The sequence below is a fragment of the Mucilaginibacter sp. A5337 genome, assembly GCF_059690695.1.
This window is the reverse complement of record NZ_JCAWEC010000007.1, coordinates 359,243-377,536: the sequence shown is the minus strand read 5'-3', so window position 1 is coordinate 377,536 and position 18,294 is coordinate 359,243. Positions and strand designations below refer to the sequence as shown.

Genomic DNA, 18,294 nt, shown 5'->3' with positions numbered 1-18,294 from the left:
CCTTATCGTTTGTTATCCGTAATGCCTTTTAATATCCCGTTATACAAAGCCTGGGTTGAAACTATTGCCGAATATTTTCCGCTTTCTGTTATCACAATAAAAGGTTCTTCGTTGGTAAACAGGGCATTTGTTTGCTCTTCGTTACTCCAGTTTTTATCGATCTGTTTTTTTATAAGCACTGGTTTAAATACTTCATCGAGGTGAATAATGCTGATGTGTTTGGCATCGCCTTTATTTTCAATAGTTTCGCCAAGTTCATGTTGTAAAAGTTGTTCGGACAGGAGTTCATTGGGTAGGCCTGTGGTAGTTGAAAATGCCATCCAGCTGTGGTTTAAGGCAAGGGCACCTTGCATCCAGGGGGGAGCCGGCGGAATTGCATAATAACTGGTAGGTGGCAAGGGCTCTAACGGACCTAACAAGGCCCATTGTGCCGCTGCTGCACGGGAAGCATAAAAACTTTTTAAATATCGCGGGTCTTCTTTTAATAACTGTTCCAACAGGTCGCCGGGCCGGGCCCAGCCTAAATAAATTTGTTGTCTGACTTCATCAGTTGCTGTAAAAACAATTTTATCAGGTTTTTTAAGGCGATCGGCACCAGCCAATAAAACTAACAGCCGGGTTTCCCACCAGGCATGGCCATCTTCAAGATCAATCACGGCAACGCCCGAAGAGGTGGCTGCGCGCAAAGTTTCCAGAATATTAGAAGTGCCGCTATCGGCAACATACTGACCGCGTACCCCGATATTGGCAGGTACGGTAAAGCCCGAATTTGATAGCTGCTGAATTTTTGAAAAATCGATCTTGAGATCGCCATAGCCTATGCTGCCGCCCCGTTCAATAACCACGTTAAGAATTGCAAGTACGATGGGCAGCAGGCTAAGAACAAAAATGCCGATTAAAACAGTGTTGTTAGATGAGTCGGGCGGCCAACCTGTGTAAGCACGCAGCATACTGGTGATAAACAACAGTATTAACAAAACTGCAACGGCCGTAATGATACTCACCTTTGGTGTAAACGGCCAAAAACTATGATCACGTGGTTTCATTTGTTTCGCCTTAAAAAACTGTAATAAGTGTGGTATTTGGACAATTGCGTATGCATGATGCAAACCGCTTGCCGGTATATAAGTCTGTATGGCGGTCGGCCGCTGATATGAAATAAAATTCGATATAAATTATTGAAAAACAATGCGTTAAATCACGTTTTGAATGTGCGGTTTTTACGTGAATGTAAATTGTTCAAAATTGTTGGAATCATCACATTTGCAGTACAGATAACGAAAATCAGCTATCTTTAATTAAGCTGAATGTTTATGAAGATTTTAATCTTAGTGGTAGTTATGGTGTTATTTTTTGATTCCGCTTACGGGCAGGAATATGGAGCAGCGACAAATGCTACAGAACGAAAGGTACTGAAGCTTATCAATGCGTTGCCCGAGGTGCAGCAGGCAAATCAATATCGAAAAACACATAAAATTCCAGGGTTATTAAAGGCGCTAATTCAAGATACGCCTACTAAAGAGCATAATTATTACCGTGTATCAATAAGTGAGAATCTTGGGTTTCAGTTACGAACTTATGAATGGTATGAAGTTGATGCTAAAACTTTTGTCATTAGGTATTGGGACATTGCAGAAGACAAAACGATGTCTTTAAGCGAAATGCGCAGACGAAGAAAATCTCACTAAATTGAGATTTATTTCGTAACCTCCGGAGCAGCCTGTGCCATCTCTCTTATAGATACCCAACCATAAGGGCTATCCTTATATCTAACAAAAACAGTCATTGCCCTTCCGCGGCCAATTGAGGGTTTGCCACCATTTATTGGAGTACTTCTGAAGGCGAAGATGCAGGTTTCGATGATGGTGTTGCCGTTGAAGGTGGTGCTTTCAACCTGGTTCTGAATTAATTCCATTCTGGCGGTACGGAACATGGCAGTTAATCCTTTAGCCAATTCGGCCCTGCCGGTAACCACATTGCTGCCACCAAAATATTTAACAATATCGGGATGGTGCAAGGCTACTAATGCTTTCACATCGCTGCGCGTAAAAGCATCAGCAAAAGCGGCTTTGGTTTTCTCAAGCGCGATTTTATCGCTGGCAAGGTTATCACTTTGACGTGAACAGCAACCGCAAAATATTAAAAGGAATAAGATAAGGCAGTGTGATGTTTTCATTTCAGTTATTGATTTAATGACAACAAAATAGTGAATATTGAAGCTGTTAGTTTTAGAAATTGATGATTGCATCTTGTAAATTGATAAGATGCGGATTAGGAAGGATGATTGGAACTGATATTGATGTAAGATGTATTAAGTTATCATAATTTATTTATCCTTAATGCTTTACCGTAGGTTTCGTTTGTTAACTTTATGAATCAATCTTACCTATATATGAAAATACTTACCGAACCCATCGGGAGCATTCCGCGCCCGGTTTATTTACAACAAGCCATGACCGCTTTTGCCGGCGGACAAATTAAAGCCGATGAATTAAATAACCTGTTTGATCGGGCTACCCGCGAAACTATTATGGAACTGGAAGCTACCGGTTCGCCCGTAATAAGCGATGGTGAGCAATCAAAACCAAGCTTTGTTACTTACCCTATGCAGGGCTTTAAAAACTTCGCCGCAGATGGTGTAGTGATCCCCTTTGCCGATGGCCATACCCGCCAGTTGCCAAAGCTAACCGCAGGGCCGTTTCATTATACCACTTTTGCAAATTCGTACCTGAACCGGGCCAAAAAGTACTCCAATTTGCCGGTGAAGCAGGCTGTTATTTCCTGCTCGGCCATGAGCCTGCTTTATCCGCAGGAGGGTATTAATGGCTATTCGCGCGATCAGTTCCTGAACGATTTGGTGAATGATGCGGCATACGATATCCGCTCATGCCTTGAAAGCGGCGCATACAATGTACAAATTGATTTTACTGAAGCTCGCCTTGCTATTAAGTTAGACCCGAGCAAGCAACTGTTGTCGGCTTTTATTGATCTCAACAACCAGGTGCTCGACCGCTTTACGGCCGAAGAACAAAAGAAAATAGGCGTACACACTTGCCCCGGCGGCGACCATGATTCTACCCACAGCGCCGATATACCTTATACCGAGCTGCTCCCGCTGTTGTTTAAACTGCACGCCGGTAATTTTTACCTGGAATATGCTGCCGAAAAGGACAAGGAAACGGTGTTAAATGCGATAAAGGAAAACCTTGGCGCAGGTCAGCGGGTGTTTCTGGGTGTTACCGATGTTATTAACCCCAAAGTAGAAACCGCCGAGGAGGTAAGCGACCTGATCCTCGAAGCGGCACAGATCATCTCCGTTCAGCAGCTCGGCACTACCGATGATTGCGGCTTTTCGCCATTTGGCGATGATACTTCGACCGCGAGGGAAATTGCTTTTGCAAAGATCCGGGCAAGGGTTGAGGGTACTAAACTGGCGGAGAAGGTATTGGGACGGTAGAGAAGAGCTTTTACTAATACTGGTTCAAGTTTAGCGACAGCATAACTTGGACCTAAAACCCTGCAAGCATCCTGCTTGCGGGAGGGGGAGTTGACATTTTTTTGAACAGAATAAGTTAAGCTGAAAGCTTAACTTATTTTAGGTCGAAGTTACGCTATCGCTAAACTTCGACCAGAAAATTATTTTGCCGCTATTTTTTTATCGTATTCGGCTTGCAGCTCATCGATCTGATCGTAATAATTCTTCTTGGCCGCAAAAACTGCCGGATTATAAAGGCTGCCGGGTTTATGCTTGCTGAGGAGGTCAAATTGGATGCCGTGGGATGCTAACCAGATATCAAATTTTAAACCCTTCATTGCCTTCAAGGTATAAGCATAGTCGTTAGCAATGCCGGGATAAGAGGGAATAGCCGAAAACTTTTTATCGGTAACTATAGTAGGCATATTAGCTATCAAAACCCTGTAGCTTCGTTTACTATCCTTTACATCAAACAAATAACTGCACGAACCTTTTGTGTGGCCAGGATGGTGAAGTAAGGTCAGTTTCATATTCCCCAACGTGATACTATCGCCATTGTGTAAAATGCGGTCTACCTTTACAGGTGTAAATGTGCACACATCTCCTTTAAGGTTATAATCAGAAAGGCCCCCGTCGGCTACCACCGCTGCGTCGCCTTCGTCTGCCATCATTTTGGCTTTTGTTACCTTCTTTATCGCCGCCATGGCGCCCATATGATCAAAGTGGGCCTGGCTTGTTAAAAGAATTTTTGTGTCCGAAATTCTGAAGCCCAGGGCCTTGATGTTTGCTATAATTTGTGTTTTGGACGATGCAAGTCCGGTATTGATCAGGATATTTCCTCCTGAAGTGGTGATGAGGTAACAAGCCAGATCGGCAGTGCCCACATAATAAAGATTACCGGCAATTTGAAATGGTGGAAATGGCCGTGACCATTCGGGATGCTTTTCTGCCGATGGCTCGACTACCTTTTGCGCCTGAACAATTAAAATGTTACAGATAAAAAATAGCAGGATGAGCGTTCGTATCATTTTGGTAATCTTTAAAAAGACAAAGAAATCATTTTATTTTCTTATGCCGGGCATTATTCATCTGCAGGCGTCTGTACAATAGCTATCGAGCAACAAAATCTTAAAAAGCTAATTAGTTTAATGGGAAGCCGGGGACGGCTTTTTGTTTAATCAATTCGTGAGTTCTTTATTTGGCTGCAATAAGCCTCGCTTTGTAACTTATGCAGTATCGCATGTTCTTTATCCAACGCGATCCACAGGGCGATGGAGCTTCGTGTTATTTTTGTTTCAGTTTTGAAAAGAACCCTGTAATGGTGCCAATAACCGCGCACAGCGAATTAGCCGGACAGTTAGTAACTACCGGAACATAAAAAATCTTTTTGCTCGCAGATCGGTCGTCGGGGCTTATCTCTATAACATACGTTTCCTCACTAATACCGCCGCAATTACACTCCCGCTTGTTGATGTTTTCGAAGTTTTTGGCGGTCAAATTACCCATGAATTTGGTCATGGCGGCATCAGCTATGTATTTACCGTTTTCGGCTGATAGGGGTTTGCCTATTTTAACATGCGGCACTTTTTTAAAGTAATAACACTTAGCCGCCAAAAATGCTATGGCTTTAACTTTATGGTCTTTTTTGTGATGCGGATTATACCGGTAGATCACCACCTGCTTTGAGTTTATGTTTGATGGAGATTGGCTGCCGGTTTGAGCAAAAGAACTCGCTGTGCTTATGATAAGCAACGCTGTTGATACGATTTTTATAAAGATTGACATTGGCTTAACTTGTATTTGCCGGTACATGCTATCGGGTTGCCTTATGCTAATAATTCTTCATCACCGTAACCAGCATAGCAACTATACACTTGTGCCTTACGCTACCGCAAGCGTCCTCGCTTGTGGGCATCATGCTAAGTTCTACAGCCATGCAAATTTATGACCTGAACGCGGGCCACAAGCGAGGACGCTTGCGGCAGCAGGGCGGAGGCCATTGTAATTATGTTCAGTTTTATAATCGGTTTGAATAAAATTAGTGATTAATTGTGGGAATGGCAATTGTTCATGGTTGCTGTAAGGTGATGGGTACACTACACTTTTTTCCGGCGTTACATTCGCGCGCCAGATGAGGTGCGGCAGCAAAAGCTGTAAGTCACGATAGGATCTCATCTCTACCTCATCCTTTATATCGCCACTGAATTAATGTAAAGTGTATTTTTTATATGTATTGTTAATAAATATTATTTCAAGTCAATAGTAAATAATATTGATTAATTGCTTTTTTTGCTTACATTGTACTACACAAGTTTCACTCATCCATAAACCATAAACCATGAAAACAATGAAAAGCCTAAACCATTTTTTATTAAAATCATTAGCTGTAATAACTTTAATATTTATATCAGTTTCTGTTTTCGGCCAGGCGCCTGATAATCATTTTTTGAATGCAACAGATTATGGTGTTAGTCCATCCCTGGCAGACAATTATAATAAGTTAGATTCTTTATTTATTAATCATCCCAATTCAGATATCTATGTTCCTCCGGGTGTATATAAAATTGTTAATGACAGTGTTACGCACGGAGGGCAAGGCTATCTGAAAATTCAAAACTACCAGGGACATTTGTTATGTGGGGCTAACACCATTTTTCAGTTTCAGAAAGCGCAGGGAGGATTTAACTTTTTGGGCGGCACGGGTGCACGATTAGAAAACATCCATGTTGAGTTTGCGACTCTCCCCAGTACAAGAAATAACCTGCACTCCATTAATGTTGGAATGGCGCAAAATATTGTAGTTAATAATATAACGGTTAATGGAAGCGGAGGTGTTGGTTTATTATTTAATCTCTGCTATAACCCGCAGGTATCCAATATTGTGATAACTAATACAATGGCCGATGGGTGTAGTTTTTATTCTTGCCAGAATGTTCAATTAAACGGGCTGATAACTAAAAATACAGGGGATGATGCAATGGCTTTTTTTCAGTCCTCAGGCAAACTCCCCTTGGAAAGGGCAACCATAACAAATTTAATTCTTAAGCAATCTTACGCCCGTGGTATTGCAATAAACGGCACTTCCGACGTGTATATCACCAATTTTATGATAGACAGTACGAGCGGCCCCGGAATTTATGTCGCGAAAGAATCTTCCGTTACTTATCGGCCAACAAATATATTTATTGCTAACGGGAACGTAAGGCATGGCGGCGTATTGACTGGCCGGGGCGTTGTTGGTACTAAAAACGGTGTTACCGTAACCGGAGCAGGCAGCGTATATCTGAATAATGTCGCGGTAAAACGTTCGCAGGAAAAAGGATTCTATGTATATAACACCAATTTTATAAACGCCGCTCAAATTGCTGTTGATACCAGTGGTACCCTCGGTGTGGCGATAGATACCAATACGATGACCGTATTGAGGAATATTACTTCTAAAAATTCGGGCCAGTACGGAATTAAGATAACGAAGAATAAAAATGCGATTGCGGAAAACTTAACTGTTAATAATGCCTGGAAAGATGCCGCGGTAACCCCTAATCTGCACCGGGCCATATGGTTTGAATCTAATGTGAACTTTTATAGTGATGCATTAACGCTTTTGGATGATGATGCAACTACAACAACTGCAAGGGCCGACACTGTAGGGGAATACAATACGCTGGGGAGTGGGTATTTTGGAGATGTCCAATATGTGATTTCAAGTACTTCGCCGCAAGTATTTGGGTTGGTGAGCAGCAGTACCACCGTGAAAACAGGCTTGATAAATCTTTTACCAAAAGGTGGCGTAAAGAATGGTATAGTTTACCAGGGAGATAAATCGCTTCTTACAACTGCTGCCGGTACATCCGGGCAACTCCTTAGCAATACTTCCGGCACTCCGGGGTGGATAACGCCCACTTACGCTACAGTAGTACAAGGGCCGTCATCAACCAGTTTTACGGGCGCCGCAAGTGTTAATGTCAGTTTTACCAATCCTGGTTTCACGCCATCCAACGTGCTATGGACTCCTACAAATAGTATCGGTACCAGCGGATGGTATATAACGGGCATAACAAGTACAAGTTTTACCATAAATTATACAACTACACCAAGTGGTACAGTAACCGGGAAATACACATTAATAAAATAACAGCTTTAACTGGAACGAGTATGCAGCTTTGGTAAAAGCGTGGCATACTCGTGACTTTTATATCAAGGTTATATGAGCCACTACTTGATTTGGAATGTCACGAGTACCCCCAACAGCTCAACCTCAACCCACATACTCGCGCCAGTAAAAGTAGCCTATTAATGCGTGAGGTTTCAAGATCGATTTTCGAAGCCGGACAAACAGGCTATATCAATAATAAAGATTCGCCCGAAACAAACAATATTATTAACGAAGTAACAAAAATTATCAAACCGGACGATAAGTAAATAACTGATGCCAATGAAGGAACTTAATCCCTCCGCAGGCGCACGCGTGTCGCGTGTGTCTCATAAACTAAGTCTATTTATAAATTAGGCGTACCTTTGTATGCTAAGTTTACGATTATTAATCTAACGATAACCGGCTGTCATTATTTATCGCATGTATGCTCTTCAAGCAGAACACACGCGACACGCATGCGCCAGCAAAGGGGGGCAGAAAAGTTCCTGGGCAACAATAATACAGTACTTTTACAGGTTCGGTATCCTTCAAATCTAAAATACGAGATCTAAAAATGCACCAACCGACCGATCTATAAATTATATAGAAAAATGAATAATCAAATAACACTGAGGTTAGCTCTGATCAATATTATTCCAATTATCTTTTTGCTGTTTAATATTGCTGAATTGTATAATGTTTTTTACGGAAATAGTGATTATCCCTTTGGTAGCGATTTTTTTTCAGCCTATTCAATCTATCAATCTAAAATGTGGTATGTTATTTACTTATCCATATTTATTGTATCGCTTTTAGGCATGATTTCATTTAGTATAGCAAATAGGCGGGTAGCTTATTGTACGCTTTTGGTAGTTAATGTACTGCTTTTCCTTTACCCAATATGTACGAATTAATAATGAGGATTAGTGACAAAAGGTCTATGCAGGTTATTCTTTAAAAAAATAACACGACTACTCTGCTACCACAAGCAAATTCAAGACACAGCACAATGACCACAAGGCACCGCCTTGCGGTAGCAAAAAATCTAAAACGCTGCCGCAAGGCTGCCCCAACTGGCGCGAGTATGCAGCGCTGGCAAAAGCGTGGAGTACTCGTGACTTTTTATCATCAAGGTTATAAGTTATAAGATTAGCCACTACCTGATTTAGAAAAGTCACGAGCACCCCACATCTCAACCTCACCCTGCATACTCGCGCCAGCAAAAGGAAAGTTTAAGACTTTAATTTAATGATTTAAACCATAACAATGGTGTCGCTATTTTGTCGTTGTCCCTTAAACCTGAAGCGCTGATTTCAAAAAAATCGCAAAAATCTTAAAAAATCAAGCAAAATAAACGGCAGGTAAAAGTCTGAATTTTAACGCCGATTTATACCCTCAAAAGTTTTAAATTCTGATTATTAGCTATTTAACTATGTTTCAAGCAAAAAGTCAATTGTTTGATTATCAAAGTGTTTCAAGAAAAAGGTGTCCCGCGTTTTTACATTCAAAATTTGGGACATGCTCATTTTTTTTAAAAAGGACACCGGAGATTTTTTTATTTTTTTTGAGAATCAAAAAATTGGGACAGCCGTTTTGTTACAGTGTATCTGATACTCATGTGAGCGTTTCCCAAACCTTTCGCCTTTAACCTTTTCCCTTTCCGCCTTTTTTCATACTTTTGCGCATCCTTTCAAATAAAACAATATTACATTGGAGCACCAGGAATTAACTACCGTTGAAACCGCTAAAGATCTGGGCCTTTTACCCGAAGAATTTGTACGTATAAATGAAATATTAGGACGTGTGCCCAACTTTACCGAGCTTTCTATTTTTTCGGTTATGTGGAGCGAGCACTGCTCATACAAAAATTCAATCACCTGGCTTAAAACTTTACCTAAGGATAGTCCGCGGATGCTGGCTAAGGCAGGTGAAGAAAACGCCGGTCTTGTTGACCTTGGCGACGGCATTGGCTGTGCCTTTAAGATCGAATCGCACAACCACCCTTCGGCCCTTGAACCTTATCAGGGTGCCGCTACCGGTGTGGGCGGTATCAATCGCGATATTTTTACCATGGGCGCAAGGCCTATCGCACAGCTTAACTCCCTGCGTTTTGGCGACTTAAGTCTCGACAAAACAAAATGGTTAGTTAAAGGTGTGGTTAAAGGTATCAGCCACTATGGTAACGCTTTCGGGATCCCAACCGTAGGCGGTGAATTATTTTTCGACGATTGTTATAATGTTAACCCGCTGGTTAATGCTATGTCGGCTGGTATTGTTAAGGCAGGCGAAACCGTTTCTGCTACATCATACGGTGTGGGCAACCCGGTTTATATCGTTGGTTCGGCTACAGGTAAAGATGGTATCCATGGTGCCGCCTTTGCTTCTAAGGATATTACTGAAGATTCGGTGAACGACCTTCCTGCCGTACAGGTAGGCGACCCGTTCCAGGAAAAACTGTTACTGGAAGCTACCCTTGAGGTAATTAAAACCGGTGCTGTTGTTGGTATGCAGGATATGGGCGCTGCCGGTATCATCTGCTCAAACTCTGAAATGAGCGCCAAAGGCGAGCACGGTATGCGGATCGACCTGGATAAAGTACCAACCCGACAGGACAATATGAAACCTTACGAGATCCTGCTTTCTGAATCACAGGAACGCATGCTGATCGTAGTTCATAAAGGCAGAGAAAAAGAGGTTGAAGCCATTTTTGACAAATGGGACCTGAACTGCGCTATTATTGGTGAAGTTACCGATACCAAACGTTTAGAATACTTTATGCACGGCGAAAAAGTTGCCGATGTACCTGCCGATGACTTGGTATTAGGTGGCGGTGCCCCGGTTTACCAGCGCGAATACCGCGAGCCTGCTTACTTTGCCGAAAACCAGAAATTTAATATCGATGACGTTGCTGAGCCTGCAAACCTGGTTGAGGTTGCCGAGCATTTGGTTGGTCACCCTAATATTGCTTCAAAACGTTGGGTAACCGATCAGTACGATAGCATGGTAGGCGTACAAACCATGACTGCTAACCGCTCATGCGATGCTGCTGTTGTTGCCGTTAAAGACACCGACAAAGCCATCGTATTAACTACCGACTGTAACTCGCGCTACGTATATGCCGACCCATACAAAGGTACTGCTATTGCCGTTGCCGAAGCTGCACGTAATATTACCTGCGCCGGTGGCGAGCCAGTGGCTATTACCAACTGCTTAAACTTTGGTAACCCTTACATTCCGGAAGTTTACTGGCAGTTTGTAAGCGCCATTAAAGGTATGGGCGATGCCTGCCGCAAGTTTGAAACTCCTGTTACCGGTGGTAATGTAAGTTTCTATAATCAGTCTGCCGATGGTGGCTCGGTATTCCCTACGCCAACTATTGGTATGCTGGGTGTAATGGACAACGTTGATAACATCATGACTGCGGATTTTAAACAGCCCGGCGACCAGATCTATCTGATCGGCGAGTCGGTTAATGATATCGCTTCATCACAATACCTTGCCTCATGGCATAAAATAACTAAAGCACCTGCACCGTATTTCGATATCGATAAAGAATACGATATGCAGCAAACCGTTAAGGAACTGATTGCGCACAAAGTGATTGAATCGGCTCATGACGTTGCTGATGGTGGTTTATACATTGCCCTGTTAGAGTCATCAATGCCTAATGGTCTTGGTTTCGAGATTGCTTCTGACGATAGCATCCGTAAAGATGCTTTCTTGTTTGGCGAAGCACAGGGCAGGGTAGTGGTAAGTGTTGCTCCTGAAGAAGAAGAGCGTTTTGTTGAGGTGATGGCTACCAGCGAAGTTGAGTTTACCTTGTTAGGTACGGTAACCAACGGAGCATTAACTGTCGACGAAGAAGCTTTTGGTCATGTTATTGATCTGAAAATGGTTCACGATAATATCCTTCACGGTATTTTAGGAGAATAATGTTAAAACTAAACAGGGTACATCATATTGCTATCATCTGTTCGGATTACGCAAAATCCAAACAGTTTTATACTGAGGTACTCGGCTTAAAAATAGTTCGCGAAGTTTACCGTGAACAACGACAATCATACAAGCTTGATCTGGAAGTGGGCGACCTCTATCAGATCGAGCTTTTTTCTTTTCCCGATCCACCTGCAAGGCCATCCCGGCCCGAAGCTGCAGGTCTGCGTCATTTGGCTTTTGAGGTTGATGATTTGGATGAAGCCGTAGCACATATAGCTTCTTTTGGTGTGGAAATTGAACCTATCCGTGTAGATGAATGCACGGATAAACGTTTTACTTTTTTTGCAGATCCGGATGGTTTACCGCTGGAGTTGTACGAGCGATAGATAATTAAATTTCGACATACCGAATTTATTTCGGCAACCCACAGGACAGGTCTGTTTCGTTTTTCAATAACCTTAGTTGGTATTAATCGTCATTGTCCCGCTCAATTGCCGCGGGAAGGGCTGTTACTTTTGTCTTGACACAAAAGTAACCAAAAAGTCAAGTCAGCAGGGAGGCTTCTTTGCGCCCGCCCGCCCCTGTGCCCATTGCTTGGGCCTTTACCCTGCAAAGCGGTCAGAACCACGGGCTGCAATTATTTTGCCCCGGTTCGCACTTTCCCAACGCTTCTGCAAAAACTTGCTATGCCCCTGCAGCCGCACAGGCCACCATTGTTCTGCCCGCTTTCGCCCGAAGCTTTCCTGCTGACGGAGGGAAGGGAAGATGCAAGAAATCAAGAGGTAAAAGACAAGACTTAAAACCATGGCATTGCGAGCACAGCGTGGCAACCGCACGGAAGTATGGCCGCCCTGTATAGTAAGCGATTGCCACGCTGCACAATGACATATTATTGTTACTAACCCCAAAACAAAAGCGGGCAAAGGCCTGACAAAAAAGCGGGCCTGGGAGTATGGCCTGCGGGGGGAAGCATTTTTTTGTCTTGATTTTTGTTTCTTTTTATCAAGAAAAAGAAAAAGCCCTTCCCGCGGCGAATGAGCGGGCCGATGTTGTTATTTGGCAGAAATATAGTTTATTCCCAACGAATAGATAACTTCGCCCGATGTTTCGTTTTAAACAATTCAGCGTTGACCAAACCGGCTGTGCCATGAAGATCAATACCGATGGAGTATTGCTCGGCGCTATGGCCGGCGAAGGTGAGCCATTAAACATTCTGGATATAGGCACCGGAACAGGTGTCATAGCCCTGATGCTGGCTCAACGATTTACTAACGCGATTATTGATGCAGTTGAAATTGATGAACAGGCTGCTATAACGGCTAAGGATAATTTTAGCAATTCGCCATTTAAAAACAGGTTAGCACTTTACGCAAAAGGGTTTGAGGAATTTTTTGAAGATCATCCTGAAAAGAGATTTGATCTCATCGTATCAAATCCCCCGTTTTATATTAACTCCCTGCAATCGCCGGGGATTAAAACAAATTTGGCCAAGCATGCTGCAGATGGTTTTTTTGAGAGATTGGTATCAACAGTTGCCACACAGCTTACGGAGCAAGGGACTGGTTGGTTAATATTACCCGTAGATACATCGGAATTAGTTAAAGACCTGATCAAGCAGCATGGACTTTTCCTGAAAAAAATAATCACCATACACTCTTTTAAGGAGGACGCAGCGCACAGGGAAATTCTTGCTTTTGGGAAGAGCGATGAACCGCTAACTGCTGATAAGTTTATTATTTACAGCGAACCAAAAGTGTACACGGAAATGTACTGTGAGTTGTTAAAAGATTTTCTGATAATATTTTGAGGCCTCGTCTTGATTCTTAATTTCCTGACTCTTTAATTCTATCTTTACCCCATGACCTGCATAGGCCTAATTTCCGATACCCACAGCTACCTCGACGACGCCGTTTTTAAACACTTTGAAAACTGTAACGAGATCTGGCACGCAGGCGATTTTGGTACCATTGAACTGGCAGATAAACTGGCCGCCTTTAAGCCCCTAAAAGGCGTTTATGGTAATATTGATGATAAGGACGTAAGAATAGTTTATCCCGAGCACCTGCGTTTTAAATGCGAAGACGTGGATGTGTGGATGACCCACATAGGCGGCTATCCCGGCAGATACAGCCAAAATATCAAAGCCGAAATTTATAGCAATCCCCCCAAGTTATTTATCACAGGCCATTCGCATATTTTAAAAGTGATGTTTGATAAAAAGATCAACTGCCTGCACATGAATCCCGGTGCGGCAGGCAAACAGGGCTGGCACAAGGTACGTACTTTGTTGAGGTTTAATATTGATGGTGATAAAATCCAGGATTTGCAAATTATTGAGCTGGCTGGTTAGGAAATAAAAAATGTCATTTCGATTGAGCCGAAGGGGGTTGAGCATTGGGTCGAAAGAGGAATCTTATGCGTTTTGCAAAGCGACCATAATGGCTTAAAGCAGGGCGTAGAAGATTTCTCCTCACCGCCCACGCACTTTCCGTGTTAGGTTCGTCGAAATGACAGATTGTGAATAGGCGATTTAATCACATCATCCCAGCCCTTGCGTTCTCAGCCTCAAAAACAGAGTCGATAAGCAGGGGAGGGCGTTTGCCTGCTGCTACGGCTAACTGATCGCAACGCTCGTTTTCCGGGTGACCGTTATGCCCCCTTACCCAGGTGAATTTAATTTTATGAAGCTTACTGATCTCTAAATAACGCATCCACAGATCTTTGTTTTTTTTGCCCACAAAGCCCTTGGCTACCCAGCCATTAACCCAACGTTTTTCGATAGCGTCAATAACGTATTTAGAATCGGAAAAGATTATTACATCCTGATTGGGAGCCTTCAAAGCTTCCAGCCCTTTGATAACGGCAAGTAACTCCATCCGGTTATTGGTTGTTTTGCGAAACCCTTCGGATAACTCTTTGTAATGTTGTCCCGAACGCAATATCACCCCATAACCACCCGGCCCCGGATTCCCGCTTGAAGCCCCGTCTGTAAAAATCTCGATCATGTAGAATAGTTCATGGTTGATGGTTCATAGATCATAGTCAGGAACCGGATTAATATCAAGTTTCAAAAGTAACAAACTTTAGCCTATCCTCTAAAACTAATAAGACTAAAAAGCTGCCATGAACCATGACCTATTATCTATCAACCCTCTTAATCTTCAACCTCAATGAATTTCCAATGACCACTACATCCGAAAATGCCATGGTCAATGCGCCAACCATGGGATTAAGGAATCCCATGGCGGCTACAGGAATCGCTATAATGTTATAAGCGAAAGCCCAGAATAGATTTTGTTTTATGGTAAGCAGTGTATGCCTGCTGATCTGTAAAAACTTGATCACCGATTGGAGGTCGGTATTAAGGAGTACCACACTGGCCGACTGAATGGCAACCTGGCTTGCATCGTTCATCGATACGCCAACATCGGCGTGGGTTAGGGCAGGGGCATCATTAATGCCGTCGCCAATCATAATGGTTTTGCCCTTTTGTTTATAGATATCTATCGCCTTCAGTTTTTCTTCAGGAAGTCTTTCGCCATGTACCTCGGTAATGCCTAATTGCTTGGCGACACTAAGGCAACGGTCTTTTTTATCGCCACTTAACAGCACAGGAACAATACCCATTTGTTTAAGCTGGGTTATAAGCGTTCCAGCTTCGGGTTTTATCTGATCGTCAACTGCTATTTGGGCCATCAGTACCTGGTTTTTATAAAGCACCAGGTTAAAATAGCCATTATTGCCTGCCTTGGCCGTGCCCAAGAAGTAATGATTGCCTTCTACGTCTTCGGCCCGCATGCCCAGGCCTTTTTCTTCCTTAACCGATTTTAAAATGAGCTTTCGTTGAGGCAGGCCTTTCAATCCGTTTACAAGCGATTTGGCTATCGGATGATTGGAACGCTCTTCAATAGCTGTGATCATCCCCCTGATATGCTCTATATCGACGCCGTCCTCAATACTTATTTCATTAACAATAAACTTCCCGGTGGTAAGGGTGCCTGTTTTATCAAATACTACATATTTGGTATTAGTAACTGCCTCAATGGTATCGCCGCCTTTTACCAGGATGCCATTTTTTGCGGCCCTGCCTAAACCAACCATAACGGCGGTAGGCGTGGCCAGGCCCATTGCGCAGGGGCAGGAGATCACCAGCACAGCAATTGCATTCATCATAGCATGCTGAAAGCCGGCGCTGCCCATAAAATAGGTAAGCATAAAGGTAATCAGCGCTATTAGTATAACGGCAGGTACAAATATAGCTGCAACCCTGTCACCCAGTTTTTGTACTGGTGGCTTTGCTGCCTGCGCTTTCTTCATCAGGTCGATGATTTGAGCGAGGATGGTATTTGAACCAACACGGGTGGCCAGCATATGGAAATTGCCGCTAATCAGTATGGTTCCGCCGATAACCTTGTCATATTTCTGTTTTTCAACAGGGATACTTTCGCCGGTAAGCATGGCCTCATCAACCGAGCCCTGACCTGAAAGGATCTCGCCGTCAACTGGCACTTTATCACCCTGGTTAACCAGCAATGTATCTCCCGGACGAACTTCTTTGGCATTAATTACCTTAATGCTTCCATTTATTATCCGGTTAGCATTTACCTCCTGAAATTTGATAAGGTCTTTTACGGCGGAGGTAGTTTGACTTACCGAGCGTTTTTCAAAAACATTGCCCAGCAGTACAAGGGTAATTATTGTAGCACAGGTTTCATAAAACTGGTATTGTGACCCCAGATTTTGTAATGTGCCGATAAAGCTATATATAAATGCCGATGATGAGCCCACAAAAATGAGCACATCCATATTAGGGATCCCTCCCTTAAGTGAACTGATAGCACTTTTTCCAAAGTGGACGCAACCAACAACAAAAACCGGAAGGCATAACAGCAACTGGATTATAGGCTGATGTAGAAAATGCCAGGGCAATATCATGTGCATTAAAAGCGGGGCTGTAAAGATGGCGCAGAAGATAAATTTATTTTCTATCCGTTCATAAAACGGTACCGAATGGGTGCTGATGTCCTCAACAACTTTAAATCCTAAATTTTCTATGCCTTTTTTTATTTCGGGTAATTTGGCTTCGTCGTTTGTCGAAAATTTTACCTCTTCGCCGGCAAAATCGACCAGGATATTATGTAAGCCCTTTTTTTCGAGGAATTTATGGACAGACATGGCGCAATTATTACAATGCATACCAGTCACATTCAGTTCTATTAATTGCTCAGCCATAGTTACAAAAATACTTATTAACCATAATCATTCTAAATTAAACGGGTAAGCTTAATGTAATTTTAAAAAAGAGTTTGCAATTAACCGGGAGATTTCTATTTTTGCACTCTCGAAAACGAAACGGTAGGCATAGCTCAGTTGGTTAGAGCACCAGATTGTGGTTCTGGGGGTCGTGGGTTCGAGCCCCATTGCTTACCCGCTTTTATAAGGCTCATTTACATACGTAAATGGGCTTTTTTTATGCCCATAGGGTAGTTTTTACATGGAAAATTTGATTTATCCGGGTTATATAAACAAATTAAGACATTGCTGTTTGGTTTACATTATTGCTGCCCACTATGATTTTATCCAGGTAAGCCGTTAATGCTCCATGCTTATAAACCCGTAGGGATTGTTTGTGATCACTACAGACTATCCCGAAGGGATGATTCGCGGATAATCAATTCAGATCGTAGTATAAGCCCGTGCGTTTGCTGAAGGTCCTGTTTGCCGAGTAAATAATTGATCATTAATTTGGCTGCAGCTTCTCCCATTTCATAGCCTTTGTAGTTTACAGTTGTGAGTGCCGGCTCAATTACAGTGGCAGTTGGGTCATTGTTAAATCCGGCAACTGCTATATCATCAGGGATATTTATCCCTTCTTTTTTTAAGGCCTGCATACAGCCTACTGCGCATATGTCATTGGCCACAAACAAACCATCGGGGCGCGGCTGCATCTTTAAAATTTCATATGCAGTCTCAGCACCCGCTTCACTGGTAAGGTCATTAATGATCACTAAATTATGGTCAAACCCGATATGGTTTTCTTCTAAAGCTTTTTTATAGCCCTCAAAACGTTCTGAGTATACATTACGTAACTGATTGCCTCCTATATGGACTATCTTTTTGCATCCTTGTTTTATAAGGTGGCTGGTAATATCATATGCCGCTTTGTAATTGTCGATGTAAATTTGCGGGCACGATGCATGATCAAACACACGATCGAAAAATATAACAGGGATATTACGTTTAATAAATGGCTCAAAGTGGTCGAAGCTGGTAGTATCATACGCTACGGAAACCAGTAAGCCATCTACCCGGTTATTAAGCATCGCTTTTGCGTTGCTGGCCTCTTTTTTCATCGTTTCAAGCGATTGACTTATAAACAGGTTATAGTTGTTATTGTTAACTACCTTTTCAATGCCGGCAAGTACATCGGCCATAAAGTTGCTGTTTAGCCGGGGGACTATTACCCCAATAACATTGCTTTGCTTTTTACGGAGGTTGCTTGCAAATGAATTAGAACGGTAACCCATTTCATCTGCTGTTTTCACAATCAGTTTTTTTGTTGCCTTGCTAACCCTTGGATGATCTTTCAGACCCCTGCTAACAGTTGCAGCCGAAATATTAAGTTTCGCCGCGATATCGTAAATAGTTATCTCTTTTTGCACGCTTTTTAGGGGAATGTGGTTTACCGGTTTAGCTATAAATATATAAATAAAATAATAGCAAAGAACGAAAAATGCAATCGATTGTA

At 42.6% G+C, this 18,294-nt stretch carries 15 protein-coding genes and 1 tRNA gene; 8 read left to right on the top strand and 8 right to left on the bottom strand.

Annotated features, from left to right (window positions below; all coding sequences use genetic code 11):
* Positions 1-2: 2 nt before the first annotated feature.
* Positions 3-1,046, bottom strand: coding sequence for a hypothetical protein (locus AC59JO_RS24155; protein WP_413666855.1), 1,044 nt, complete (start codon positions 1,044-1,046; stop codon positions 3-5).
* 267 nt (positions 1,047-1,313) lie between these two features.
* On the opposite strand from AC59JO_RS24155, the gene AC59JO_RS24150 reads away from it, so the two are divergent.
* The gene (locus tag AC59JO_RS24150) at positions 1,314-1,688 is read left to right on the top strand and encodes a hypothetical protein (RefSeq protein WP_413666856.1); all 375 of its coding nucleotides are present in this window, start codon (positions 1,314-1,316) and stop codon (positions 1,686-1,688) included.
* Between the two features lie 8 nt (positions 1,689-1,696).
* Here AC59JO_RS24150 and AC59JO_RS24145 read toward each other — a convergent pair whose 3' ends face one another.
* Complete coding sequence (locus AC59JO_RS24145; protein WP_497308584.1) at positions 1,697-2,176, bottom strand: YybH family protein; 480 nt, start codon at positions 2,174-2,176, stop codon at positions 1,697-1,699.
* Between the two features lie 216 nt (positions 2,177-2,392).
* On the opposite strand from AC59JO_RS24145, the gene AC59JO_RS24140 reads away from it, so the two are divergent.
* Positions 2,393-3,457 carry a cobalamin-independent methionine synthase II family protein gene (locus AC59JO_RS24140; RefSeq protein WP_497308582.1) on the top strand — a complete coding sequence of 355 codons (1,065 nt, stop codon included), beginning with the start codon at positions 2,393-2,395 and terminating at the stop codon, positions 3,455-3,457.
* A 179-nt stretch (positions 3,458-3,636) separates the two neighbouring features.
* Here AC59JO_RS24140 and bla read toward each other — a convergent pair whose 3' ends face one another.
* From bla to AC59JO_RS24125, 3 genes are all read right to left on the bottom strand, one after another.
* Positions 3,637-4,500, bottom strand: a complete 864-nt coding sequence (gene bla, locus AC59JO_RS24135; RefSeq protein ID WP_497308667.1) for a subclass B3 metallo-beta-lactamase — start codon at positions 4,498-4,500, stop codon at positions 3,637-3,639.
* 259 nt (positions 4,501-4,759) lie between these two features.
* Positions 4,760-5,260, bottom strand: coding sequence for a hypothetical protein (locus AC59JO_RS24130; protein ID WP_497308580.1), 501 nt, complete (start codon positions 5,258-5,260; stop codon positions 4,760-4,762).
* Between the two features lie 141 nt (positions 5,261-5,401).
* A complete protein-coding gene (locus AC59JO_RS24125; protein ID WP_497308578.1) occupies positions 5,402-5,650 on the bottom strand; it encodes a hypothetical protein in 249 nt (82 codons plus the stop codon).
* Between the two features lie 163 nt (positions 5,651-5,813).
* Here AC59JO_RS24125 and AC59JO_RS24120 point away from each other — a divergent pair, with 163 nt between their 5' ends.
* From AC59JO_RS24120 to AC59JO_RS24100, 5 genes are all read left to right on the top strand, one after another.
* Positions 5,814-7,610, top strand: a complete 1,797-nt coding sequence (locus AC59JO_RS24120) for an autotransporter outer membrane beta-barrel domain-containing protein (RefSeq protein ID WP_497308576.1) — start codon at positions 5,814-5,816, stop codon at positions 7,608-7,610.
* A gap of 1,710 nt (positions 7,611-9,320) precedes the next feature.
* Positions 9,321-11,543 (top strand): phosphoribosylformylglycinamidine synthase subunit PurL, encoded by a 2,223-nt coding sequence (gene purL / locus AC59JO_RS24115; RefSeq protein WP_497308574.1) that lies wholly within the window; start codon positions 9,321-9,323, stop codon positions 11,541-11,543.
* On the top strand, positions 11,543-11,932 hold the full coding sequence (gloA2, locus tag AC59JO_RS24110) for an SMU1112c/YaeR family gloxylase I-like metalloprotein (protein WP_413666866.1): 390 nt from the start codon (positions 11,543-11,545) through the stop codon (positions 11,930-11,932). Before purL ends, gloA2 begins: the two co-directional genes overlap by 1 nt.
* A 716-nt stretch (positions 11,933-12,648) precedes the next feature.
* A complete protein-coding gene (locus AC59JO_RS24105; RefSeq protein ID WP_413666867.1) occupies positions 12,649-13,353 on the top strand; it encodes a tRNA1(Val) (adenine(37)-N6)-methyltransferase in 705 nt (234 codons plus the stop codon).
* Between the two features lie 51 nt (positions 13,354-13,404).
* Positions 13,405-13,896 carry a metallophosphoesterase family protein gene (locus AC59JO_RS24100; protein WP_497308571.1) on the top strand — a complete coding sequence of 164 codons (492 nt, stop codon included), beginning with the start codon at positions 13,405-13,407 and terminating at the stop codon, positions 13,894-13,896.
* Between the two features lie 184 nt (positions 13,897-14,080).
* On the opposite strand, the gene rnhA is transcribed toward AC59JO_RS24100, so the two are convergent.
* Together rnhA and AC59JO_RS24090 are read right to left on the bottom strand one after the other, a co-directional pair.
* Positions 14,081-14,551 carry a ribonuclease HI gene (rnhA, locus tag AC59JO_RS24095; RefSeq protein WP_413666869.1) on the bottom strand — a complete coding sequence of 157 codons (471 nt, stop codon included), beginning with the start codon at positions 14,549-14,551 and terminating at the stop codon, positions 14,081-14,083.
* A 133-nt stretch (positions 14,552-14,684) separates the two neighbouring features.
* The gene (locus AC59JO_RS24090; RefSeq protein ID WP_497308569.1) at positions 14,685-16,778 is read right to left on the bottom strand and encodes a heavy metal translocating P-type ATPase; all 2,094 of its coding nucleotides are present in this window, start codon (positions 16,776-16,778) and stop codon (positions 14,685-14,687) included.
* 123 nt (positions 16,779-16,901) lie between these two features.
* Between AC59JO_RS24090 and AC59JO_RS24085 the strand changes: the two genes are divergently transcribed.
* Positions 16,902-16,975, top strand: a tRNA-His gene (locus tag AC59JO_RS24085).
* Between the two features lie 207 nt (positions 16,976-17,182).
* On the opposite strand, the gene AC59JO_RS24080 is transcribed toward AC59JO_RS24085, so the two are convergent.
* Complete coding sequence (locus AC59JO_RS24080) at positions 17,183-18,208, bottom strand: LacI family DNA-binding transcriptional regulator (RefSeq protein WP_497308567.1); 1,026 nt, start codon at positions 18,206-18,208, stop codon at positions 17,183-17,185.
* Positions 18,209-18,294 lie beyond the last annotated feature (86 nt).